Annotated in this window: 22 protein-coding genes; 15 read left to right on the top strand and 7 right to left on the bottom strand. The window is 66.0% G+C overall.

Annotation, left to right across the window (positions count from 1 at the left end; genetic code table 11):
* Nucleotides 1–236 precede the first annotated feature (236 nt).
* Complete coding sequence (locus tag AC0J42_RS15065; RefSeq protein WP_473006781.1) at nucleotides 237–872, top strand: hypothetical protein; 636 nt, start codon at nucleotides 237–239, stop codon at nucleotides 870–872.
* Nucleotides 873–1560: 688 nt separating this feature from the next.
* Here the strand turns inward: AC0J42_RS15065 and AC0J42_RS15060 are convergent.
* Entirely contained in the window at nucleotides 1561–2112 is a 552-nt protein-coding gene (locus AC0J42_RS15060; protein WP_416424350.1) for a hypothetical protein, read from the bottom strand.
* Nucleotides 2113–2360: 248 nt separating this feature from the next.
* Between AC0J42_RS15060 and AC0J42_RS15055 the strand changes: the two genes are divergently transcribed.
* The 12 genes from AC0J42_RS15055 to AC0J42_RS15000 all read left to right on the top strand — a co-directional run bounded on the left by AC0J42_RS15055 (nucleotide 2361) and on the right by AC0J42_RS15000 (nucleotide 13107).
* Nucleotides 2361–2870, top strand: a complete 510-nt coding sequence (locus AC0J42_RS15055) for a hypothetical protein (RefSeq protein WP_416424349.1) — start codon at nucleotides 2361–2363, stop codon at nucleotides 2868–2870.
* 171 nt (nucleotides 2871–3041) lie between these two features.
* The gene (locus AC0J42_RS15050) at nucleotides 3042–3788 is read left to right on the top strand and encodes a GntR family transcriptional regulator (protein ID WP_416427609.1); all 747 of its coding nucleotides are present in this window, start codon (nucleotides 3042–3044) and stop codon (nucleotides 3786–3788) included.
* 138 nt (nucleotides 3789–3926) lie between these two features.
* Nucleotides 3927–5663 carry a fumarate reductase/succinate dehydrogenase flavoprotein subunit gene (locus AC0J42_RS15045; RefSeq protein ID WP_473006780.1) on the top strand — a complete coding sequence of 579 codons (1737 nt, stop codon included), beginning with the start codon at nucleotides 3927–3929 and terminating at the stop codon, nucleotides 5661–5663.
* Between the two features lie 27 nt (nucleotides 5664–5690).
* On the top strand, nucleotides 5691–5936 hold the full coding sequence (locus tag AC0J42_RS15040) for a 4Fe-4S dicluster domain-containing protein (protein WP_416424347.1): 246 nt from the start codon (nucleotides 5691–5693) through the stop codon (nucleotides 5934–5936).
* A gap of 22 nt (nucleotides 5937–5958) precedes the next feature.
* Nucleotides 5959–7368 (top strand): ABC transporter substrate-binding protein, encoded by a 1410-nt coding sequence (locus AC0J42_RS15035; protein WP_473006779.1) that lies wholly within the window; start codon nucleotides 5959–5961, stop codon nucleotides 7366–7368.
* Nucleotides 7369–7377: 9 nt separating this feature from the next.
* Nucleotides 7378–8166 carry an ABC transporter permease gene (locus AC0J42_RS15030; RefSeq protein ID WP_473006778.1) on the top strand — a complete coding sequence of 263 codons (789 nt, stop codon included), beginning with the start codon at nucleotides 7378–7380 and terminating at the stop codon, nucleotides 8164–8166.
* Nucleotides 8136–8999: an ABC transporter ATP-binding protein gene (locus tag AC0J42_RS15025; protein ID WP_473006777.1), complete on the top strand. Its 864-nt coding sequence runs from the start codon at nucleotides 8136–8138 to the stop codon at nucleotides 8997–8999. The genes AC0J42_RS15030 and AC0J42_RS15025 overlap by 31 nt, the downstream gene beginning before the upstream one ends.
* 7 nt (nucleotides 9000–9006) lie before the next feature.
* Nucleotides 9007–9963, top strand: a complete 957-nt coding sequence (locus AC0J42_RS15020) for a HEAT repeat domain-containing protein (protein ID WP_473006776.1) — start codon at nucleotides 9007–9009, stop codon at nucleotides 9961–9963.
* Nucleotides 9960–10238: a DUF971 domain-containing protein gene (locus AC0J42_RS15015; protein ID WP_473006775.1), complete on the top strand. Its 279-nt coding sequence runs from the start codon at nucleotides 9960–9962 to the stop codon at nucleotides 10236–10238. Before AC0J42_RS15020 ends, AC0J42_RS15015 begins: the two co-directional genes overlap by 4 nt.
* Nucleotides 10239–10393: 155 nt before the next feature.
* Complete coding sequence (locus tag AC0J42_RS15010; protein WP_473006774.1) at nucleotides 10394–10810, top strand: hypothetical protein; 417 nt, start codon at nucleotides 10394–10396, stop codon at nucleotides 10808–10810.
* A gap of 38 nt (nucleotides 10811–10848) precedes the next feature.
* A complete protein-coding gene (locus AC0J42_RS15005; RefSeq protein WP_473006773.1) occupies nucleotides 10849–11475 on the top strand; it encodes a LysE family translocator in 627 nt (208 codons plus the stop codon).
* 135 nt (nucleotides 11476–11610) lie between these two features.
* Nucleotides 11611–13107 carry a Fic family protein gene (locus AC0J42_RS15000; protein ID WP_473006772.1) on the top strand — a complete coding sequence of 499 codons (1497 nt, stop codon included), beginning with the start codon at nucleotides 11611–11613 and terminating at the stop codon, nucleotides 13105–13107.
* 6 nt (nucleotides 13108–13113) lie between these two features.
* Here AC0J42_RS15000 and AC0J42_RS14995 read toward each other — a convergent pair whose 3' ends face one another.
* From AC0J42_RS14995 to AC0J42_RS14980, 4 genes are all read right to left on the bottom strand, one after another.
* Complete coding sequence (locus AC0J42_RS14995; RefSeq protein ID WP_473006771.1) at nucleotides 13114–13398, bottom strand: DUF7693 family protein; 285 nt, start codon at nucleotides 13396–13398, stop codon at nucleotides 13114–13116.
* 88 nt (nucleotides 13399–13486) lie between these two features.
* Nucleotides 13487–14407 carry a substrate-binding domain-containing protein gene (locus AC0J42_RS14990; protein WP_473006770.1) on the bottom strand — a complete coding sequence of 307 codons (921 nt, stop codon included), beginning with the start codon at nucleotides 14405–14407 and terminating at the stop codon, nucleotides 13487–13489.
* Between the two features lie 39 nt (nucleotides 14408–14446).
* Nucleotides 14447–15238: a TIM barrel protein gene (locus AC0J42_RS14985; protein WP_473006769.1), complete on the bottom strand. Its 792-nt coding sequence runs from the start codon at nucleotides 15236–15238 to the stop codon at nucleotides 14447–14449.
* Nucleotides 15235–16251: a Gfo/Idh/MocA family oxidoreductase gene (locus tag AC0J42_RS14980; RefSeq protein ID WP_473006768.1), complete on the bottom strand. Its 1017-nt coding sequence runs from the start codon at nucleotides 16249–16251 to the stop codon at nucleotides 15235–15237. Before AC0J42_RS14980 ends, AC0J42_RS14985 begins: the two co-directional genes overlap by 4 nt.
* A 191-nt stretch (nucleotides 16252–16442) precedes the next feature.
* Here AC0J42_RS14980 and AC0J42_RS14975 point away from each other — a divergent pair, with 191 nt between their 5' ends.
* Nucleotides 16443–18416 carry a sigma-54-dependent Fis family transcriptional regulator gene (locus AC0J42_RS14975; RefSeq protein WP_473006864.1) on the top strand — a complete coding sequence of 658 codons (1974 nt, stop codon included), beginning with the start codon at nucleotides 16443–16445 and terminating at the stop codon, nucleotides 18414–18416.
* A gap of 58 nt (nucleotides 18417–18474) precedes the next feature.
* Nucleotides 18475–20037 carry a sigma 54-interacting transcriptional regulator gene (locus AC0J42_RS14970; RefSeq protein WP_473006767.1) on the top strand — a complete coding sequence of 521 codons (1563 nt, stop codon included), beginning with the start codon at nucleotides 18475–18477 and terminating at the stop codon, nucleotides 20035–20037.
* Between the two features lie 3 nt (nucleotides 20038–20040).
* On the opposite strand, the gene AC0J42_RS14965 is transcribed toward AC0J42_RS14970, so the two are convergent.
* Together AC0J42_RS14965 and AC0J42_RS14960 are read right to left on the bottom strand one after the other, a co-directional pair.
* Nucleotides 20041–21051 carry a zinc-dependent alcohol dehydrogenase gene (locus AC0J42_RS14965; protein ID WP_473006766.1) on the bottom strand — a complete coding sequence of 337 codons (1011 nt, stop codon included), beginning with the start codon at nucleotides 21049–21051 and terminating at the stop codon, nucleotides 20041–20043.
* Between the two features lie 10 nt (nucleotides 21052–21061).
* Nucleotides 21062–21880 (bottom strand): SDR family NAD(P)-dependent oxidoreductase, encoded by an 819-nt coding sequence (locus AC0J42_RS14960; protein WP_416424333.1) that lies wholly within the window; start codon nucleotides 21878–21880, stop codon nucleotides 21062–21064.
* Between the last annotated feature and the right edge of the window lie 17 nt (nucleotides 21881–21897).

Here is a 21897-nt window from a genome sequence, read left to right as displayed (position 1 = left end):
ACATCCTTTTTTCGTTGTCATTGGACTGTCGGCCAGTCTGCACGCGCTATTGCCTCGGGATCAAGCGCCTTGAGCGGGGCTGGCGAGGGCAAGATGAAACTTGTCGGTTTTGTGACACTGGTTTATTGACGCTCCGGGGGGTGATGGCAAAATGCTCACCCGCGCGGCGCCCCAAGCCCGCGAATCTGGAAAAAGTGTCGCCTGGATACTTTGCTATTTGACCAAGGAAGTTACCCATGAAGTTCGCAAAAACCCTGGCCCTGGCCGTTTCGCTCACCCTGGGCGGCTGCGCCAGCTTTACCAAGGACGAAGTGGCGCCGGTGACGATGCCGTCCATGGCCAGCTACACCAACAAACCTAACGTGTTCGTGGATTTCGATTTCTACCAGGGCACGCCAGGCAGCAGCAACGCAGTGGAAGTGCCCCAGGCGCGCAACCAGTTGCGGCCGCAGTTGGAAAAGTTGCTGAACGACTCCAAGCTGTTCGGCCGGGTAACCCTGGACGAATTCAACAAGCAGCCGGGTGACTACACCCTGCACTTGAAGGTCTACAACCACCCGCCAAGCGGTGGCCAGGTGGTTTGGGCGTTCCTGAGCGGTTTCACCCTGATGCTGGTGCCGGCGCTGGGCACCGACCAGTACACCATGACCCTGGAAGCGCAGGATGCGCAGGGCAAAACGTTGAGCACCGAGAGCAACCACGATGCGATCAATACCTGGATGGGGGTGTTGTTTGTGCCGCTGATGGCGAATACGCCGAAGGAGGCGGTGAGTGATACGTTTACGCGGCAGGTGAATGCGTTGCTCAAGCAGATGGTGGATCGGCAGAGTTTGAAGTATTCGGGGTTGGATGTGCGTGTTCCGCGTGCATAAAGCAAGTTCGCGCGCCGCAAAACCGCCGTTGATCTTGATCCCGTGCGGCCTTTGATCTTGATTGTGTGCCCCATAAAGCGCCAGGGCCGACTGGAGGCGTTGGCCAAGCGGTCCCTGGCGTAGCCAGGGAAGACGGAACCGGAGGCGCTTCTATTCCGGGCCGTCGGCCGCTTGGGCGACGCCGGAAGGAGGGGACCCGCAGCGAAGCGGAGGGACCAAGCAGGGGCAAGCCTTTTTTGGTTACTTTTTGAGGCGTTTGTCAAAAAGTGACTCGGCGTAAGGCCGAAAAGGTGATTTTGCATCACCCGTAGTAATGGATATGTTCGCGGATTCTGTATCCCGCTTCGGCGATTTCGAACATATCCATTTTTGTGGTGCGACCACTGACCGTTTCGCCCTTACGGCGACTCACTTTTTTTCAAACGCCAAAAAAAGTAAGCAAAAAACGCTTGCCCCTGCTTGGGCCCTCCGCTGCGCTACGGGTCCCCTCCTTCCGGCGCCGCTCAACGGGCAGACGGCACCCGCTATAGAAGCCTGCGGGTTACCGTCTCTTCGGCCTGCGGCCTCGGCCCTTCGGGCAGCCCGTTGATCGACGCCTCCAGTCGGCCCTGGCGCTTTACGGGGCATACAATCAAGATCACAAGCAAGATCAAGATCAAAAGCCAGATCACATCGAGAGCTACCGCAATTACTTCTGCGCCAGCGCCTGGGTGAACAACGGATCGCTGTACAGCGCTTTGAGCAGGTCACGCACGAGCGGGTTATAAGCATTCGCCGCATTCGCGACGGCAATCACCCCGAAAAAACTACTGCTCCACTCGCTGTTCACCGTCTTGGTAGCGTCATACTTCACCACCGAACCGTCCAGCAAGGTGAACCGCGCCGCCAGGGTGCCATTGCCTGTCACCAGGCCTGCAGCCAGGTTGGTTTCGGTTACCAGCACATTCAGATGGCGTGGCGACTGCGGGTTAACCAGCCCAGCGCGGGCCAACTCACCGTTGAGCGCGTCCTGCACGTGGCCGGCAATGCTGCCGCTGGGGGAGCTGATGGGGTTCATGCGCACGAACATCGAGCCCTGGCCCGGCGCCGCAGTCACCTGGGCCGGGGTCACCGGTTGCAGGGGAGCGTGCTGCTTGAGGGTCTGGACGTTATCGAAGTTGGGCTCGTAGGGGGTCATGGTGGCGCCACAGCCTTGCAGCAACAGGGCGAACAACGGCACCAACAATAAAGCTTTTTTCACAGCGGTTCCTTGCTTGGGGGTATTCAGAGGGCTTGATTATCGGGGGCAGGGCGGGACAGGGCAACCATGGGTGATGGCATAACGATATCTTTCATGTTCACGCTCCCTGACGCGGCCTGGGGCCGCTGCTACAGGAGTGCTGAACGGTTGCTGAAGCGGCGGCTGGTTTATCGCACGGCGCCGGCCCATGTCGTTAGGCTGCGCTGGCGCTTCGGGCGCCAATGACCTGGACGATCAAGGAAACCTACATGGACCGTTTTTTCCGTTATCACCCTCGGCTGGTGCAGCTGCAGCTCTACGGCGTCATCTGTCCGCTGATGTGCGTCTATGCGTATTTGTCCTTCCGCTACGTGCCGCTCATCGCGCTGTTTGCCTTTGGCGCGGTGTCATTGCTGGTCTTGCTGCTTATCCCCTTATTTCTGTGGTGGGGACTGTTTGGCCTGGTTCGCCTGTTCAGGTATTTCAGTGGGGAACAGGTACGGATCGGCTTCAAGACCTGGCTGGGTATCGGCGGTAGCCTGGCTGTCATGGCGTTGATGCTGCTATGGAAAAAAACGCCCGGCGGGAAATTGATGTGGCTGGCTGCCGGGGGGGCTTATTTGCTGGTGGCTACGCATTGGACGTGGCTGTATCGGAAACACTACCGACAAACCATCCTGGCCTCCCGAGGATTTAACTGGGTGGTCATCATGATGCTGCTGGTTGGATGTGGTTACGCACTCAACGTGCCGCTGGGGATCAACTTCGGCCGGCTTTGACCGCCGTCATACCCCGTAGCAGCGGCCCCAAGGCCGCGTCCTCAGGCGCCGCGTGCCCACGGTCCTAGTGGTGTCGTACTTGGCCACCGAGCCGTCAAGCAGGGTGAAATGCTCACCCTAGCTAAGGTAGTCTACCGCCCGTTCATCTCCCTCACTGCCAAGCGACACCCCATGACACCTGAGCCGCCCGCCAAACTCACCAGCCAGTCCCCCGTGCCGCTGTACGCGCAACTCAAGGAACACCTGCGCTCGCGCATTCTGGATGGCACCTACCCGCCCAGCAGCCGCATGGGTTCGGAGAGCGAACTGGGCGCAGCGTTCGGCGTCAGCCGCATTACCGTGCGCCAGGCGCTGGGCGACCTGCAGAAAGAAGGGCTGATCTTCAAGATCCACGGCAAGGGCACCTTTGTGTCCAAGCCCAAGGCATTCCAGAACGTCAGTTCACTGCAAGGGCTGGCCGAAGCGCTGGCGGCGTCCGGGCACGAAGTGGTCAACCGCATGTGTGGCTTCGAGTACGTGCCGGCGGATGCCATCGTCGCTCAGCGGCTGGGGCTGGAGGAGGGGCAAGCAGTGGCGGAGATTCGCCGGGTGCGGCTGGTCAATCGCGAGCCCGTGTCCCTGGAAATCACCTACTTGCCCGAAGCGGTGGGGCGCCGCCTGGCCTCGGCGGACCTGGCCACCCGCGACATTTTCCTGATTCTGGAAAACGACCTGGACATCGCCCTGGGGCATGCGGACCTTGCCATCGACGCCACCGAAGCCGATGCAGCCATGGCTGCTGCGCTGGGCGTGAAGGCGAAGGCGCCGATCATGCGCATCGAGCGCTTGACCCACACCGCCGACGGCCAGCCGCTGGACTTCGAATACCTGTATTACCGCGGCGACGCGTTCCAGTACCGTCTGCGCATCGACCGCTGACAGCCAATATATCGTTATAGCCAAACAGTATTTACGGCTCCCCCGTGATAACCAATAACATCCTCCCTTATCTTGTTATAACAAGTTACATCAAGGTGCGGCGGCGACCTGTTGGGTGCCGCGCAAGAGGAGCAGGGGATGACCGAGTTCAAGACAATCGAGCGCGAGTACGACATCGTCGTCATCGGCGGTGGCACGGCCGGCCCCATGGCGGCCATCAAGGCCAAGGAGCGCAACCGCGACCTGCGCGTGCTGCTGCTGGACAAGGCCAACGTCAAGCGCAGCGGTGCCATCAGCATGGGCATGGACGGCCTCAACAACGCGGTCATTCCCGGCCACGCCACGGCGCAGCAGTACACCAAGGAAATCACCGTCGCCAATGACGGCATCGTCAACCAGACGGCCGTGCTGGCCTACGCCGAACACAGCTTCGAAACCATCGAGCAGCTCGACCGCTGGGGCGTGAAGTTCGAAAAGGACGAGACCGGCGACTACGCGGTGAAGAAGGTGCACCACATGGGCGCCTACGTGTTGCCGATGCCCGAAGGCCACGACATCAAGAAGGTGCTGTACCGCCAGCTCAAGCGGGCGCGGGTCGAGATCACCAACCGGGTCATCGCCACCCGTTTGTTGACGGATAGCGAAGGCGCGGTCAGCGGCGTGATGGGCTTCGACTGCCGCACCGCCGACTTCCACGTGATCAAGGCCAAGGCGGTGATTCTCTGCTGCGGCGCTGCCGGGCGCCTGGGGCTGCCAGCGTCCGGCTACCTGATGGGTACCTACGAGAACCCCACCAACGCCGGCGACGGTTACGCCATGGCCTACCACGCAGGCGCGGAGCTGGCGAACCTGGAGTGCTTCCAGATCAACCCGCTGATCAAGGACTACAACGGCCCGGCCTGCGCCTACGTCACCGGCCCGCTGGGGGGCTACACCGCCAACAACAAGGGCGAGCGTTTCATCGAGTGCGACTACTGGAGCGGCCAGATGATGTGGGAGTTCCACCAGGAACTCGAAGGCGGCAACGGCCCGGTGTTCCTCAAGTTGGACCACCTGGCCGAAGAAACCATCCAGAACATCGAGCAGATCCTGCACAGCAACGAGCGCCCCAGCCGTGGCCAGTTCCACGCCGGGCGCGGCACCGACTACCGCCAGCAGATGGTGGAAATGCACATCTCCGAAATCGGCTTCTGCAGCGGCCACAGCGCCTCGGGCGTGTGGGTGAACGAGCGTGCGGAAACCTCGGTGAAAGGCCTGTACTCGGCGGGCGATATGGCCGCAGTGCCGCACAACTACATGCTCGGTGCCTTTACCTACGGCTGGTTCGCCGGCGTCAACGCTGCCGACCACGTGGCCACCGTGGCTTTCCAGGCGCCGTCTGCCGAGCAGGTGGCGGCTGAACAGGCGCGGGTCTACGCGCCGTTGCTGCGTGAACACGGCCTGCCGCCAGCGCAGGTGGAATACAAGCTGCGGCGCATGGTGAACGATTACCTGCAGCCGCCCAAGGTCACCCGCAAGATGGAGATCGGCCTGCAGCGCTTCGCGCAGATCGAGGCGGACCTGGCCAGCATGAAGGCCAGCAACCCCCACGAACTGATGCGCGCCCTGGAAGTGACGGTGATTCGCGACTGCGCGGAAATGGCCGCGCGCGCCTCGCTGTTCCGTAAGGAAAGCCGCTGGGGCCTGTACCACCACCGGGTGGACCACCCGCTGCGCAACGATGCCGACTGGTTCTGCCATTGCCACCTGAAGAAGGACGCCGATGGCCGCATGGTCAGTTTCAAGCGACCGGTGGAACCCTATGTGGTGGCCCTGGATAACGACGAGCGCACCGCCTACAACCGGCTGCGGGTGGCCCCCGGCCAACCTGCCTGACTTCTGCCCGCCATCGAGGACCGCACCATGGCCTTTGCCCCCCAGGATATTTTCTTCCGCAGCACCGCCCCGGTGACCGTGGACAGCGACAAGTGCATTGCCGAGAAGGGCTGCACCGTGTGCGTCGACGTTTGCCCGATGGACCTGCTGGCCATCGACCCCACCACCCACAAGGCGTTCATGCAGTTCGATGAATGCTGGTACTGCATGCCCTGCGAAACCGACTGCCCCACGGGCGCGGTGAAAGTGGAAATTCCTTACCTGTTGCGCTGAACACCCGCCGAGGGGATAACCTATGATGCTTCGTACCACACTGGCCGGCCTGCTGCTGGCGGCCACCGCTTTCGGCGCCCAGGCGCAGACCATCCGCATTGCCATCGGCACCCAGGACACCACCATCAATTGCGCCGCCGGTGGCCTGATGATTCGTGAGCTGGGCCTGCTGCAGAAGTATTTGCCCCATGACGGCCAGTACAAGGACGCCCAGTACGACATCCAGTGGAAGAACTTCACCAGCGGCGCGCCCCTGACCAACGAGATGGTCGCTGGCAAGCTGGACTTCGGCGCCATGGCCGATTTCCCCGGCGCCCTCAACGGCGTGGCCCATGAGGCGGCGGGGCATCACAGCCTGTTTATCAACGTGTTGTCGGGCAGCGTGCAGGGCAGCGGCAACGGTATCGTGGTGCCCAAGGACTCGTCGGTGCAGTCGATTGCCGAACTCAAGGGCAAGACCGTCTCCGTGCCGTTCGCCTCCACGGCCCACGGCATGCTGCTGCGCGCCGTGGCGGCCCAGGGCTGGGACCCGGAGCGCGACCTGACCATCATCGCCCAGCCGCCGGAAGTGGCCGGCTCGGCGCTGCAGGCGGGTAAGATCGACGCCCACGCCGACTTCGTGCCGTTCGCCGAGCTGTTCGTCAGCCGAGGTTTTGCGCGCAAGATCTACGACGGCTCGCAAGCCAAGGCGCCGACCTTCCATGGCGCCCTGGTGGAACAGGATTTTGCCCGCCAGTACCCGGAGATCGTCGTCGCCTACCTGCGAGCCACGCTGGAAGCCAACCGCCTGCTGGCCGAGCAGCCGGAGCAGTACAGCGAGCTGATCGAAAAAGTCACCGGCATCGACGCTGCGGTGAACTACCTGTACCACGGCCCGCTGGGCCTGCAGACCCGCGACCTGACCTGGAAGCCTGAATACCGTCAGGCCGTGAGCACCGCCATCGATACGCTCAAGCTGTTGAAGAAGGCTGACCGTGGCTTGAACACCGACACCTTCATCGACGACCAGTACCTGCGGGCAGCCTTCAAGGCCAGCGGCGTCGATTACGCCAAGGCCCTCGCCAACTATGCGCCGCAGCCGCTGGTGGCCAAGGACGCCGTGACCGGCCAGCCGATCACCGATTTCAAGCGGGTGGCGCAAATCTGGGTCAAGGGTGAAGCCAAGGTGCGCAGCTATGCCACGCCTGAAGAGGCGCTGGTGCAACTGGCGGCGCTGAAGCAGGCGGGCACGCCGATCCGTGGCTTCTACGCCCAGGCCAGCGACAGCGGCATCAAGCTGCTGGCCGACGACGCCTGGTTCGTCAAGACCGCCCAGGGCCGGGTCGACGCCTTCCTGCTCAAGGACCAGGCCAGCCGTGATGCGCAAAGCCGCGGCGGGCAGGTGCTGGACTTCGCCGGCGTTACCGGCACCGCTGCGCTGACTGCGCGCTGAGGACCAGCCATGAGCCATTCCAACCCGGCCCGCTGGGGCCTGCGCGGGCTGTCGATACTGGCCTGCCTGCTGTTCTGGCAGGTCGCGGCCGGCCACCACCTGGACCTGGGGTTAGTGACCTTTCGCAACGTGCCCACCCCGGGCGAGGTGTTCGCGGCGCTGCACGAACTGCTGTCGTCCGCCGCCCTGGCCCGCCACGTGGCCGCCAGCCTGGCGCGGGTGGCGGCCGGCTATGCCACGGCGGCGCTGCTGGGGGTTGCGCTGGGTGTATTGATTGGCCGCTGGCGCTGGGCGTCCGACCTGCTGCTGCCGCCACTGGAAGTGCTGCGGCCGATTCCGGCGGTGGCGTGGATTCCCCTGGCGATCCTGATGTTCCCCTCATCGGAGCTGTCGATGGTCTTCATCACCTTTACCGGCGCGCTGTTCCCGGTCCTGCTGAACACCGTGCACGGCGTGGAGAACGTCGACCGCCGGTTGGTGGCTTCGGCCCGCAGCCTGGGGGCAGGGCGGCTGGCCATCCTGCGCGAAGTGGTGCTGCCGGGCGCCGGGCCCAGCATCGTCACCGGCCTTGCCATCGGCATGGGCACCTCGTGGTTCTGCCTGGTGACCGCCGAAATGATCTCCGGGCAATGGGGCCTGGGCTATTACACCTGGGAGTCGTACACCTTGCAGAACTACGCGGACATCATGGTCGGCATGCTGCTGATCGGCCTGTTCGGGCTGCTCAGCAGCCTGCTGGTGAAACGCCTGGGCGCCTGGTGCATGCCATGGCACAGCCAGGCGGGGGCGCAGCAATGAGTGCCGGGCGCATTGAAGGCGAACGCGTGGGCATTCGCCTGGGCGCTGGTGCCGAGGCGTTCGAAGCGGTGCAGGCGCTGGATTTCAGCATCGAGCCGGGCCAGTTCGTGTGCATCCTGGGGCCTTCGGGTTGCGGCAAATCCACCTTGCTGGGCGCCCTGGCGGGCCACCTGCAGCCCAGCAGTGGCCAACTGCGCGTGGACGGCATTGCGGTGGACGGGCCATCGCCGAGCCGTGGCATGGTGTTCCAGCACCACACCTTGCTGCCCTGGCGCAGCGTGCTCGACAACGTCGCCTTCGGCCTGAAGATGCAAGGCGTGGCCACTGCCGAGCGCCATCGCCAGGCCCTGGAAATGCTGCGCTGGGTGGGCCTGGAGGATTTTGCCGGGCATTGGCCGCGGCAGCTCTCGGGCGGCATGCAGCAGCGTGCCGAAATCGCCCGGGTGTTGATCAACCGGCCGCGCCTGCTGCTGATGGACGAGCCCTTTGGCGCCCTGGACGCGCAGACCCGTGCGCGCATGCAGCAACTGCTGCTGGATATCTGGGGGCGCATCGGCACTACCGTGGTGTTCGTCACCCACGACATCGATGAGGCGTTGTTCCTGGGCGACCGCATCCTGGTGATGAGCGCCCGGCCCGGGCGTTTCATCGCCGACCTGCAGCTGCCGTTCCGGCGGCCGCGCCAACCAGGGCTGCTGACCAGCCCCGAGTTCGTCGCCCTCAAGCGCCACTGCCTGGAGCTGCTGGAACACGGCCCCGACGCGCCGCCGTTGCCGCGCCTGACACCCCTGGGCCTGCCCCTGCCACACGACCTGTCCCGAATTGCACTGTGAGCCAACCATGAGCCTGAGCACCGACAACCCCGATATCCTTGGCCTGCAACCGCGCCTGGAAGACGCCGACCCGGTGGTGCGGCGCATCGCCGTGATCGCCCTGGCCGACCTTGAAGACCCCGACAGCCTGCCGTGGCTCGTCGCCACCCTCAAGCACGACCCCGCCGCCAGCGTGCGCGCCGAAGCCGCGCGCCTGCTGGAAGCCTGGGAAGAACAGCCGGTAGTAGCCGGCCTGTGCGAAGCCCTGGCCGACACCGACGCCCAGGTGCGCGAAGCCGCCGCGCAAAGCCTGTCCCAGCTGAAGACCGAAGCCGCCGGGCGCTGGGTGTTGCCCTGGGCGCGCCACGCCGATCCCTTCGTGCGTGCCAGTGCCTTGCGCGCCTTGCGCGAGCTGCGCCTGGCGGACAGCGCCGAGGTGGCCCGCGAAGCGTTGCAGGACGCTGCCGCCGACATTCGCCGCGAAGCCGTGGGCATTCTGGGGTGGTTGAAGCACACCGAAGCGCTGGCCGACCTGGCCCGACACCTGGCCAACGACGACGACCTGGAGGTACGACGCATGGCCGCCGGCGCCATTGGCTTTGCCAGCACCCCGGCAGTGACCGACGCCCTGACCGCCGCGCTGGGCGACCCGCACTGGCGGGTGCGCGAGGAAGCTGCCAGCACGTTGGGCAAGGTCGGCGACGACGGCGCCGGCCCGGCGTTGGTAGCTGCGGCAGACGACGCCTATTGGCAAGTGCGCCTGCGCGCCGTGCGCTCCCTGGGCCGCCTCAAATACCGCCCGGCACGGGCCGCGGTCGAGGCGTTGCTGGCGCACAGCATCAGCAACCTGCGCAAGGAATCAGCCCTGGCCCTCGGCGAGTTCGGCGACGCCCGCGCCTTGCCAGCCCTGTGGGCGGCCGAAAACGATGGCGACCCCGAAGTGCGCAAGGCCGTGCGCATCGCCTTGTCGCAGCTACAGCCATGAGCACGCCCCTGGCCGTGCGCAACACCGCGCACAGCGGTGTGCTGAAGGTGGAGTGGCCCGGCGGCAGGGTACAGGTGCTCACCCATGGCCAGTTGCGCGCACGCTGCCCCTGTTCCCACTGCCGAGCTGCACGGCTGCGTGGGCGAATCGACGTGGTGAACCCTGAGGTGCGCATCACCCAGGTGGTGGACCAAGGGTATGGGCTGCAGGTGGTGTTCAGCGATGGGCATGACCGCGGGATTTACCCGTGGGCGTATGTGGCGGGGCTGGGTTAAGGAAGGTGGAGTACATGTGTGCTCCGCCGTGCCGCGTCGACGAGCGCCGCGGTGGCCCAGGACGCAGCCTTCGGCAGCTGCTACGGGGTGGTGGTTCTAGGCGGTTTTGATGCGGCGTGGCACACTGGCGCCCCGTTTTTTCATGGACTCGATTTATGCCCGCTCCCCACGTCTCGCCCGCGCTCTGGCAGGCCATCACCGACGCCGCTGGCGCCTCCTTGCTGACACCCGGCGGCCAGCGCAATTTCCTCGTGGGCGAGGGCGGCGAGACGCACATCGACGTGTTCACCGGCGCCGAGCGTGCCACCCGCGTGCGCCTGCCGCGCCGGGCCTTCGAGCAGACCCTGGGTTACCTGGCCAGCAACGGCCACCTCGACCGCCCCAATGCCATCGAGGTCAAGGCCAACCAGGACCCCGAGCGCGCCGGCCCGTTGTGCCGCGCCGCACGCCAGCGCCCCGACGGCAGCTTCGGCGCGCGGGTGGTGACCTACGTGCTGCCGATCCTGGAGTTCTGCGACGTGGTAGGCATCAACCGCACGGCGCTGCCCAGCGTTGCCTGGCTGGAGCCTTGATGCAGTAACATGGGTGCTTTTGCGGAGCAGCCCTGACGATGTTGACCTTGCAGCAATTCCTCGGATTCCTCGCAGCCGCGCTGCTGATCACCGCCACGCCCGGTCCGGACAACCTGATGGTGCTGGGCATGGGCATGTCCAAGGGCCGGCGCCAGGGCATCGCCTTTGGCCTGGGCTGCGCCTTTGGTTGCCTCAGCCACACGCTGCTGGCGGTGGTCGGCGTCAGCGCCTTGATCGCCGCGTCGCCTACCGCGTTCACCCTGTTGAAGATCGCCGGCGGCCTGTACCTGATCTGGCTGGGCTACAACGCCTGGCGCAGCTCTGGCGCGGTGAAGGTCGGCGCAGTCAACGTCGCGGACGAGTCGCTGGCAAAGCTGTTTTTCAAAGGCTGCTTCGCCAACGCCATCAACCCCAAGGTGGTGCTGTTCTTCCTGTCGTTCCTGCCGCAGTTCGTGGTCGCCGGCAACGGCAGCGTTGGCGCCCAGGTGGCGCAGCTGGGGCTGACCTTCACCCTGCAGGCGGCGCTGCTGTTCGGGCTGCTGGGCTATTTTTCTGGCGCGCTGGGGCAATGGCTGAACCGTCGGCCCAAGGCGGGGGTGATCCTGGATCGGGTCGCGGGCACGGTGTTTATCGGGTTGGGGTTGAAGATCATGTTGACGCGCTGAGCGCTTAGGCCACGCAATTTTCGCCGGGAGCGCTGGCGAGTGAAGAAAAAATGGTGATAATCCCCTTAAGTTAAGATTTTCTTGGGTCGCTGAAGAAAAAATGCCCGGCGACGCGAGCAATTAAGGATTTATGCCATGAACTCAGCTGGATATGCCTGGTTGCAGGAATCCCTGCAGCTTTCCGCTTTTGCTGTGCGGCGGCCGGCCAGGGTCCAGCCAGTCACCCGCATCAAGCAGATCGGCCAAACCCTTGCGGTGCCGCCTACCATTGCGCCAGCAGCCGATGACCTGCTAGGCCATGTGCTCTTCGCGCTCAAGCACGAGGGGCTTGACCTTGCCATTCTGGCGCAGGCGTTGCCTCGAATTCCGGCGGCCATGTTCGAAACGGAACTGGAAAGGGCGCCCAACGGTATCTATATCCGCAAAGCCTGTTTTCTGCGTGAGGCTTTTAGCGCCCAAGAACTGCGCCAGCACGCTCCTGTACGAGGTGCATTCGTTCCTCTATTCGACCCGGCCCTCTACATAACCATGCCGGGCGAGCGAAACTCTCGATGGCGTGTCGAGTTCAATGGCATTGGCTCGCTGGCGTATTGCGCCACAGTCGAACGCACCCCTGAAATTGTAGCGTTGCTTGCGCACGATATTCTCGCACGGGCCCAGGAGTTCATTCGAGCGCTGCCCTCGGGCATGATGGATCGAGCGATTAACTGGGCTTACCTTCATGAAACCCAGGATTCATTTGCCATAGAGAAAGAATCACCCAGCGAAGACAAAGCGCGCAAATTCATTCAGTTGCTCAAACAGGCACATGAGCAGATTCCGCTGAGCGAGGACTATCTGGTCCACTTGCAGAACGCGACCATTTCAAACCCGTTCGACATGGCCGCCGCATTTCGGCACGAGCAAAACCATCTGGCAAGCGGCCTTCAGGGCGCGGCGGGAGTCACTTATGTTCCACCGGAGCCAGAACTTTGTCGGGAGCTGATGCTGGAACTGATGAAGTTGGGAAATTCGTCTTCAGAGCGTCTGGACCCACTGGTAGCAGCAGGCGTCATTTCATTCGGCTTCGTTTTCCTGCACCCTTTTATGGACGGCAACGGCCGCCTTTCCCGCTTTTTGATTCATCAAACCCTGTGTCGTGCGGGTGTGCTTAGCAATGGTTTGCTACTGCCGGTTTCAGTGGCCATGAAGCGCGAGGAGCGCCTGTATCTGGAGACGCTGCAGCAATTCTCGCGCCCGGCGCGGGAGTTCTGGGATGTCCGCTGGATCGACCATGGCCAGTACTCCTTCGACTTTACGGGTGACCCTGCGATCTATCGGTTTTGGGATGCAACCGCCGGAGTCAGGTTCACTTTGGAAATGGCCAAGCGGGCGCTGGAGGTCGAACTTCGCGAGGCGACTATTTTCCTGGAAAACTATGATGCCGCCGTCAAGGCCGTGAACGAGGCCTACGACGTGCGCGGCAGCGACTTGGCCAACCTTGTGATGATGTGCCTATCCAACAATGGCGTGGTTTCCAAAAATCGACGCAAGCAATATCAGTATTCGGTGCAACCGCAGGTGCTTGATTACATCGAACAAGTGGTACAAGGGCTGCTGAAGGAGCAAGCGTTGGACGCGCGCCCCAGCTGAGGGCGGTTATTCGTCTTTAAGCATCCGCTCCAGCTGCGCCCGCTCCCAGGCGCTCAACAGCTCCACGGGGTTGCTGCCGAAGGACTTCGAGGCGTCGAACAGATAGGTTCGTGCATCGGTACTGAGGCAACTCTCGCAATATTCCAGCGCGCTGCCGTCACTGTGCAATTTCACCACCCAGCCATCGACGTCGAAGGTCACGGCGTCCAGCCGTTGCAAGCGGCGTTCGCCCATGGCGACGTCGCGCAGCACTTGGTAAACCTCGCGCGCAGCGAGGGGTGTGGTCGGCACGGTGGCAGCCCCTTTCATTCTAACGACGCGGGGCAGGGTACACGAACAGGGAGGTTGCCGCTCGCCCGAGGCAAGCGGCAAGCAGTGGCTACTTGAAGCGCGCCGCGAATAGCGGCACCTGGTCAGGCTTGATCAGCTGGAAGGGCACGAAGGTGTCGCCACTCACCTGTTCGCCCTGGATCATCTTCAGCGCGATGGCCACCGCGGCTTGGGCCTGGGCCTTGGGGTCCTGGAACACCGACGCGGCGAGCAGGCCCTTGTCGATGGCGGCCAGGCCATCGGGCAGGCCGTCGATGCCCACCACCGGGGTATCTTTCTGGCCCGCCTGCTTCAAGGCCATGGCCGCGCCGATGGCCATCTCGTCGTTGTTGGCGGCGATGCCGTCGATGCGGGTGCCGGCCAGCAGCCAGTTGCTGGTCAGGTCCATGCCTTTGTCACGCTGCCACAGCGCCGTTTGCTCGCCGACGATCTTGATGTCCGGGTACTGCTTGAGCACCTGCTTGAGCCCTTCGGTGCGGCCCAGCGTGGCGTTGTTCACCAGGTCGCCCATGATGATCGCCAGGTTGCCCTTGCCGCCCATTTTTTCCGCCAGGTAGCGCATCTGCAGCTGGCCGGCCTCGATGTCGTTGGAGGTCACCGCCGCCACGCCGGGTGGCAGCGTTTTCTCGTCCGGGCGGCGGTTGACGTACACCAGCGGCACCTTGGCGGCGGTGGCCGCGCGGGTGATGTTCACCGCGCCGGCGGTGTCGGCCGGCAGCACGATCACGGCGTCGACCTTCTGCGCCAGGAAGTCTTCCACCTGGCTGAGCTGGCGCACCACGTCGCCCTGGGCGTCCTGCACCTGCACCTGGATGTGCTGCTCGTTGGCGGCCTCCACCAGGTTGTTGCGGATATAGGTCATGAAGTTGTCGTCGACCTTGGCGATGGTGATGCCGACGCGGTAGTCGGCCAACGCCAGCTGGCTGGCCAGCAAGGCAGCGGCGGCAAGAAGCAGTCTGGAGCTACGCATGGGGAGTGTCCTGTTGTTGTTATGGGGTGGAGTACAGGCTTAAAGGTGCAAGGTGAACGCCTCGCGGAACCGCTGCAACGCCAGCACCGAGTCGCCCGAGGCCCAGCCTTCGAGGCCGACCACGCCGGTGTAGCCCAGCGCGTGCAGGGCCCTGGCGATGGCCGGGTAGTTGATCTCGCCGGTGCCGGGCTCCCTGCGCCCGGGCACGTCGGCCACCTGGATCTCGCCGATGGCGGGGCCGGCGCGGCGCAGCAGTTCGATCAGATTGCCCTCGCCAATTTGCGCGTGGTACAGGTCCAGGTTGAGCTTGAGGTGCGGGCTGCCGACGGCCTCGATCAGGGCCAGGGTGTCCTCGGCGCGGGCGAACGGCACGCCGGGGTGGTCCACGGCGGTGTTGAGGTTTTCCAGCAGGAACACCTTGCCGTGCGCTTCGCCCAGGCGGGCGAGCTGCTCCAGGGTCTTGCAGGCCTGCAGCCACATGCGCCCGGTGGTGACCTGCACCGGCCGCACCGGCAAGCCGCCTTCGCCAAGGCCGGTGCCGTGCAGGTTGAGGCTGGGGCAGCCCAGTTGCTCGGCCACGCCCAGGGACTCGCGCGCGGTTTCCAGCAGGCGTTGGATGCCGTCGGCCTCGGTGAGGTTGCCCTCGATGTAGCCGGTCATGGAGGTGAAGCGCGCGCCGGTGGCCACCAGCGCGGCGATGTCCTTGTTAGTCCAGTCCCAGATCTCGGCGGCGAAGCCCTGCGCATGAATGCGCCGCACGCGCTCCACCAACGGCAGGTCGAGGAAGACCATTTCGGCGCTGATGGCGAGGGTGAACGGGCAGTGGCTCATGCCGACACCCCCGCCACTTGGATGGCCTTGCCCTGTTGCACGGACTCGATGCAGGCGCGGGCGATGGCCAGCGCGGCGCGGGCGTCGGCACCACTGGCCAGCGGCGTGGCACCGGTGCGCAGGCAGCCGACGAAGTGGTTGAGCTCGGCCACGTAGGCGTCGCGCAGCAGGTCGGTGTCCAGGCGCTGGGTGTCGGCCTGGATGCCGTCGGCCAGGTAGCGCACCAGCTCGGACTGGGCGACGCTGCCCATGGTCAGCATGCCGGCGCTGCCGAACACTTCGCCGCGCACGTCGTAGCCGTACACGGCCTGGAAGTTGGCCTCGGCGGTGGCGATGGCGCCGTTGTCGAAGCGAATCGTGACCACGGCGGTGTCCAGCAGGCCCTTGGCCTTGAAGGCGGGCGCCACCAGCGCGTCGGCCATCACGAACACCTCCACCGCCTGGGCGCCGGGGTTGAGGTAGCGCAGGGCGTCGAAGTCGTGGATCAGGGTTTCCAGGAAGATCACCCACTGGCCAATGCCCGCCGGGTTGTTCAGCGCCGGGTCACGGGTGACCGAGCGCAGCAGCTGCGGCGTGCCGATGCGCCCGCCGGCCACATCCAGGTGCGCCTGGCGGAAGCTGCGGGCGAAGCGGCGGTTGAAGCCCACCTGCAACGGCACCCGGGCGTCTGCGGCGGCAGCGATGGCGCGGTCGGCCTCATCAAGGGTGATGGCCATGGGTTTTTCGCAGAAGATGCCCTTGCCGGCGCGAGCGGCGCTGATCACCAGTTCCGCGTGGCTGCGGGCCGGGGCGGCGATCAGCACGCCGTCGATGTCCGGGTCGTCGAGCAGCTGCTGCGGGTCGGTGTAGACCTTGTGCACGCCCAGTTGCCCGGCCAGGCGCGCGGCCTGGCCGGGGGTGGGGTCGGCAATGGCGGCCAGGCAGGCGCCGGGAATATGCAGTGCGGCGGTCTGGCCGTGGAAGCTGCCCATGCGGCCGGCGCCGATCAGGCCCAGGCGAATGATCTTGCTCATCGATGACGCTCCTTTTTTGTTGTTGGGCGAAAGCGTGGTCACGCTTGGACAGGGAGAGAGCAAGGCCTGTGCCAGCGCCATAAGTTGCTGATTGCCTTGGGCTTTATGGGTTTTGCATGGCCTGGGGGTGTCTATTTCCAAGACATGTCTACACTGACATGTCCAGAATCCAGACACTGCCAAGGCCCGCGATGACGCCCATGGAGTTGACCCAGGAAGCCCTCGACTACATCACCACCCTCGACCCCCGCGAGCTCAGCGACGGCCCCGTCGCCGGCCTCGAACAGGCCTGGCAGGCTTGCCTGGAGGGGCAAACGGCGCGGCCGCCCAAGGTCCGCCCACTGATCTGGGAATCCTGGCGGCGCAGCTGCGCCGCCGGCATCGACCCGCAAGACGCCGCCTACCGCTTCGTCAGCCCCCAACGCCTGACCGCCAAGCTGCACGAGCACCGGCTGCTGATCGACACGGCGATGGAGATCATGGGCGGCCTGCTGGCCTACAACCCGCGCGGCCACATCAACCTCACCGACGCCGAAGGCACCACCCTGTGCTTCTGCGGCCTGGAGCTGACGCCCATCGGCAGCCAGCTGCTGGAGTCCACCCAGGGCACCAACTGCACCGGCCTGGCCATTGCCGAGGACCGCCTGGTGTACGTGCTGGCCGAGGAAAACTTCGCCAGCGCCCTGCGCCAACGCCGCATGCATTGCGCCGCCGCGCCGATCCGCGACGCCAAGGGCCGCACCCTGGCCATCCTGACCCTGACCGCCGAGCCCGGCTGGTTCCACTTCCACACCCTGGGCACGGTGCAGGCGGCGGGCGAGGCCATCTCCCGGCAGCTGGCGCTGCAGGGCCTGCTGCAGGAACAGCGCAGCGTGCTGGAACTGCTCAACGAAGGCCTGGTGGTGCTCGATGAGGCGGGGCGCATCAAGGCCCTCAACCACTACGCCCGCCAGCTGTTCAAGGCCGGCCCGGAGCTGGTGGGCAGCCCCTTCGCGCAGCTGGGCCGCAGCGACCTCAATGCCGAGATCTGCCAGCACGCCGGCGACGGCCTGCGCGACCTGGACTGCACCTTCCAGCTGCACGACGGCAGCCAGCTGGCCTGCCTGGTGTCGGTGTGCCTGGTGGGGCGCCAGGGGCGGGTGGTGTCGGTGCGCGAGAACCGGCGCATCCGCGAGATCACCCGGCGCATCATGGGCGCCCAGGCGCGCTATACCTTCGACACCATCCTGGGCGGCTCGCCAGTGATGCAGCACGCCCTGCGCCTGGGGCGCATCGCCAGCCAGAGTGATTCCACCACCCTGATCCTGGGCGAAAGCGGCACCGGCAAGGAGCTGTTTGCCCAGGCCATTCACAACGCCAGCCCGCGCAGCGCCGGCGCCTTCGTGGCGGTGAACTGCGGGGCCATTCCCCGTGACCTGGTGCAGAGCGAGCTGTTCGGCCACAGCGAGGGCGCCTTCACTGGCGCGGCCCGCGGCGGCTCGGCGGGCAAGTTCGAGCTGGCCGACGGCGGCACCATCTTCCTCGACGAGATCGGCGACATGGCCTTCGACGCCCAGGTCAGCCTGCTGCGCGTGTTGCAGGAAGGCGAGGTGACGCCGGTGGGCGCGCGCAAATCGCGGCCGGTGGACGTGCGCATCATCGCCGCCACCCACCGCAACCTGAGCCAGGCCGTGGCCGAGGGCGCCTTTCGCGAAGATCTCTACTACCGTCTGAATGTGCTCAACCTCAGCGTGCCGCCGCTGCGCCTGCGCCGCGAGGACATTCCGCTGCTGGCGCAGCACTTCCTGCAGCGGTGCGCACAGTCGTTGCGCAAGGCGGTCAGCGGTTTCGCCCCGGCGGCCCTGGAGGTGCTGGCCGCCCATGGCTGGCCGGGCAACGTGCGCGAACTGGAGAACGCGGTGGAGCGGGCGGTGCACATGGCCTCCGGCAGCCTGATCGAGCCAGCCGACCTGCCGCTGGAACTGATGCACAGGGGCCGCCGCGAGGCGGGCCAGGAGCAGGCGAGCGGCATGGACCTGGGCACCCAGGAGATGAGCGCGATCATCGGCGCCCTGCGCAGCACCGGCGGCAACGTGCGGGTGGCGGCGCAGCTGTTGAAGGTGTCGCGGGCGGGACTGTACGGCAAGATGGAGCGGTTTTCGATTCGCGCGGGGGATTTTCGCTGAGGGCTTGCTGATACGTATTGCGGTATGAATCAACGCACAACAATAACAAGGAGAGGGTATGGAACACTCGCTGCTGGCCTATGAACGCAGCACGCCGACCCCGGCGGACCTGCGCCAGTGCCTGCGTTTCTCGGACGAGGAGGCGCGCATCTGGCTGGACGACCAGAGCATGGTCATGCTGCATTCAACGGCCTTGGGCGCGTTGCGCCAGGAGTTGATCGACAGCCTCGGCCAGGACGGCGCCCAGCGCGTGCTGACGCGCATCGGCCACGCCGCCGGCAGCCAGGATGCCCTGCGCGTGCGCAAGCGCTGGCCCGGTTCGGACCCGCGCAGCGCCTTTATTGCCGGCGGCCGGCTGCACGCGCTGCAAGGCATCGTGCGGGTGCAGACCCTGCAGCTGGAGCTGAACCTTGCACAGGGGCATTTCCACGGCGAGTACCTGTGGCACGAGTCCCGCGAGGCCCACGAACACCTGGCCAGCCATGGCGTCGGTGACCAGGCGGTGTGCTGGATGACCCTGGGCTACGCCGCCGGTTATGCCAGCGCCTTCCTGGGCCGGCCGGTGGTGTTCCGCGAGGTCGAATGCGTGGCGGCGGGCGGGCATGCCTGCCGCATCGTCGGTGATACCGCCGGCGACGCGCCCGGCCTTGAACTGCCGGCGCAGGCCCCGGTCGCCGCCTGTAGCCATCCCCAGGAAGCAATGATCGGCATCTCCACGGCCTTCCAGCTGGCCCGCCACCAGATCGCGCAAGTGGCGCCCACCCGGGCGACGGTGCTGTTCAGTGGCGAGTCGGGGGTAGGCAAGGAGGTGTTCGCCCAGTGCCTGCACCGCCTCAGCCCCCGCGCCAACCGGCCGCTGGTGGCGGTCAATTGCGCGGCGCTGCCGGAGAGCCTGCTGGACGCCGAGCTGTTCGGCGCGCAGAAGGGCGCCTACACCGGCGCCAGCCATGACCGCGCCGGCCGCTTCGAACGGGCGGCGGGCGGCACGCTGTTTCTCGATGAAGTGCAAGCCCTGAGCCTGGGCGCCCAGGCCAAGCTACTGCGGGCGCTGCAGGAAGGGGAAATAGAGCGGGTGGGTGGCACCCGGCCGATCAAGGTGGACGTGCGCGTGGTGGCGGCCACCAACGCCAACCTGCGGGCGGCCATTGCCCAGGGCACCTTTCGCGAGGACCTGTTCTTCCGCCTCAACGTCTTCCCCATTCACCTGCCGCCGCTGCGCGAGCGGCGCGACGACCTGCCACTGCTGATGGAGCACTTCCTCGCCCACTTCACCCAGCTGCATGGCAAACCGGTGAGCGGCTTCAGCGCCGCGGCGGTGCAGGCGCTGCTGGCCCACGACTACCCCGGCAACGTGCGCGAGCTGCAGAACCTGGTAGAGCGCGGGGTGATCGCCGCGCCCTCCCATGGCGCCATCGGCCCCCAGCATGTGTTCCCGGGTGGGGAACAGGCGCACGCCTGCGTAGGCGCGGCGCCGCTGCGGCAGGCAGTGCGGCAGCAACAGTTGCAGCAGTACCACCAGGTGCTGCACGCCTGCGGCGGCAACCTCTCGGCGGCCGCGCGCCAGCTGGGCATGACCCGGCCGCAACTGGCCTACCGGCTCAAGGCCCACGGCCAGCGGTGAGGGTCAAGGCTGGTGTGGCGCGACCAGCACCTTGCAGTGGTGGGTGCGCTGGCGCAGGGCGTCGAACGCCTGGGGCAACTGCGCCAGCGACACGGTGCTGCTGACCAGCGCCAAGGGCGCCGCGCCGGGCCCCTCCAGCACGTCGACCGCGGCGCGGAACTCGTCGCGCTCGAAGAACGCCGAGGTCACCAGGTTGACCTCTTTGGACACCGCCCGGAACGGGATGAAGCTATCGGCCACGGTGCACAGGCCCAGCACCACCACGGTGCCACGGGGGCGCACGTGCTCCAGCGCCAGGGCAATCAAGCCGGGGCGGCCCACGCATTCGAAGACGATGTCCGGCGGCCCGCCCAGCTGCTCGGGGATGCGCCTGTGCAGGCTGCCGTCGTCCACCAGCAAGGCATTGGCGCCCAGCTGCAGGGCGCGCTCGCGTTGCCAGTCGCCCAGGTCGGTGACGGCCACCTTGGCAGCGCCCAGGCGCCGGGCCCAGAACGCCACGGCGAGGCCAATGGCCCCGGCGCCCAGCACCAACACCTTGGCGCCGGGGCGCAGGTGCGCGCGCATGACCCCGTGCAACGCCACCGCCAAGGGTTCGGCCAGGGCGCTGTCCGCCACGCCAACGCTGGCGGGCAGCACCACGCACTGGTGCCAGCGGGCGGTCGCCCACTGGGCGAAACCACCGCCCTGCAGGCTGAACCCGGCGCACCAGGCCGGCCTGCCGCGCTGACACTCGGGGCAATGGCCGCAACCGCGCAAGGGCGCCACCGCGACGTGGTCGCCCACGCGCACCCCCTGCACCTGGTCGCCGCATTCCACCACGCGGCCGCTGTACTCGTGGCCCAGTACGCTGCCGGGCGCCAGGCCGAACGCCGGTTCTTGGGTCATGTGCAGGTCGCTGCCGCAGATGCCGCAGCGGCACACCTCGATCAACACCTCATCGGCCCGGGGCTCCGGCATGGGCAGGGTGTGCAGCTGCATGGGCTGCTTCAGCGCCTTGAAGACAATGGCTTGCATGTGCACCTCCTCAGTCCACGCGGCCGAGCATCTGCCCGCCATCGATGACGATCTGCGCGCCGGTGATGTAGCTGGCCGCCGGGGAGGCGAGGAACAGCGCCAGGCCCTTGATCTCCTCCGTGGAAGCGATGCGGTGTTGCGGCACCCGTGTGGCGAAGGCGGCGCGGTCCGCCGGGTTGCGCAGGCGGCCGCCGGCGATGTTGGTCACGAACGGCCCCGGGGCAATGGCGTTCACGGTGATGCCATGGCGCGCCAGCTCCATTGCCGCCTGGCGCACCAGCGCGGCGGCGCCGGCCTTGGCCGGCATGTACGGGGTGCCGACGATGGCTTCGTTGAGCATCGCCGCATTGGAGGTGGTGACGATGATGCGCCCCTGGCCCCTGGGCTTCATCAGCCGCACCGCGGCCCTGAGCGTGGTGAACACCGAGGTCAGGTTGGTGGCCAGCACCTTGTCCCAGTGGGCCTCGTCGAGCGCCTCCAGCGCGCCTTGCGGGCAACGCTGGCCGTCGCAGTCGAGAAAGCCGGGGCCGGCGTCGATGCCGGCGTTGGCGAATACAACGTCGAGGTGGCCGTAGTGCGCGCCCACCCGCTCGAAACAGGCGTACAGGGCCGCGCGGTCGGTGGCGTCCACCACCTCGCCGCGCACCGCCAGCCCCTGGGCTTGCAGGCGGGCCAACTGGTCGTGCAGTTGCGCCGCGTCAATGTCCAGCAAGGTCACCTGGGCGCCGCCTTCGGCCATCACCTCGGCGTAGGCCAGGCCGATGCCGCTGGCGGCGCCGGTCACCACGCAGGTCAGGCCGTCCACGGAGAATCGTTGCACTGTGTTCATGTTGATTCCCCCGGCAC

This window comes from Pseudomonas sp. Tav-5-1A (assembly GCF_055755055.1).
Note: the sequence above shows the minus strand (reverse complement) of the source record. Positions and strands in the feature narration are given on the sequence as shown.

Bases quoted from the DNA above. Each gene is read 5' to 3' on its own strand.
- AC0J42_RS15065 (WP_473006781.1), top strand. From the start codon at position 237: ATGAAGTTCGCAAAAACCCTGGCCCTGGCCGTTTCGCTCACCCTGGGC.
- AC0J42_RS15055 (WP_416424349.1), top strand. From the start codon at position 2,361: ATGGACCGTTTTTTCCGTTATCACCCTCGGCTGGTGCAGCTGCAGCTC.
- AC0J42_RS15050 (WP_416427609.1), top strand. From the start codon at position 3,042: ATGACACCTGAGCCGCCCGCCAAACTCACCAGCCAGTCCCCCGTGCCG.
- AC0J42_RS15045 (WP_473006780.1), top strand. From the start codon at position 3,927: ATGACCGAGTTCAAGACAATCGAGCGCGAGTACGACATCGTCGTCATC.
- AC0J42_RS15040 (WP_416424347.1), top strand. From the start codon at position 5,691: ATGGCCTTTGCCCCCCAGGATATTTTCTTCCGCAGCACCGCCCCGGTG.
- AC0J42_RS15035 (WP_473006779.1), top strand. From the start codon at position 5,959: ATGATGCTTCGTACCACACTGGCCGGCCTGCTGCTGGCGGCCACCGCT.
- AC0J42_RS15030 (WP_473006778.1), top strand. From the start codon at position 7,378: ATGAGCCATTCCAACCCGGCCCGCTGGGGCCTGCGCGGGCTGTCGATA.
- AC0J42_RS15025 (WP_473006777.1), top strand. From the start codon at position 8,136: ATGGCACAGCCAGGCGGGGGCGCAGCAATGAGTGCCGGGCGCATTGAA.
- AC0J42_RS15020 (WP_473006776.1), top strand. From the start codon at position 9,007: ATGAGCCTGAGCACCGACAACCCCGATATCCTTGGCCTGCAACCGCGC.
- AC0J42_RS15015 (WP_473006775.1), top strand. From the start codon at position 9,960: ATGAGCACGCCCCTGGCCGTGCGCAACACCGCGCACAGCGGTGTGCTG.
- AC0J42_RS15010 (WP_473006774.1), top strand. From the start codon at position 10,394: ATGCCCGCTCCCCACGTCTCGCCCGCGCTCTGGCAGGCCATCACCGAC.
- AC0J42_RS15005 (WP_473006773.1), top strand. From the start codon at position 10,849: ATGTTGACCTTGCAGCAATTCCTCGGATTCCTCGCAGCCGCGCTGCTG.
- AC0J42_RS15000 (WP_473006772.1), top strand. From the start codon at position 11,611: ATGAACTCAGCTGGATATGCCTGGTTGCAGGAATCCCTGCAGCTTTCC.
- AC0J42_RS14990 (WP_473006770.1), bottom strand. From the start codon at position 14,407: ATGCGTAGCTCCAGACTGCTTCTTGCCGCCGCTGCCTTGCTGGCCAGC.
- AC0J42_RS14985 (WP_473006769.1), bottom strand. From the start codon at position 15,238: ATGAGCCACTGCCCGTTCACCCTCGCCATCAGCGCCGAAATGGTCTTC.
- AC0J42_RS14980 (WP_473006768.1), bottom strand. From the start codon at position 16,251: ATGAGCAAGATCATTCGCCTGGGCCTGATCGGCGCCGGCCGCATGGGC.
- AC0J42_RS14975 (WP_473006864.1), top strand. From the start codon at position 16,443: ATGACGCCCATGGAGTTGACCCAGGAAGCCCTCGACTACATCACCACC.
- AC0J42_RS14970 (WP_473006767.1), top strand. From the start codon at position 18,475: ATGGAACACTCGCTGCTGGCCTATGAACGCAGCACGCCGACCCCGGCG.
- AC0J42_RS14965 (WP_473006766.1), bottom strand. From the start codon at position 21,051: ATGCAAGCCATTGTCTTCAAGGCGCTGAAGCAGCCCATGCAGCTGCAC.
- AC0J42_RS14960 (WP_416424333.1), bottom strand. From the start codon at position 21,880: ATGAACACAGTGCAACGATTCTCCGTGGACGGCCTGACCTGCGTGGTG.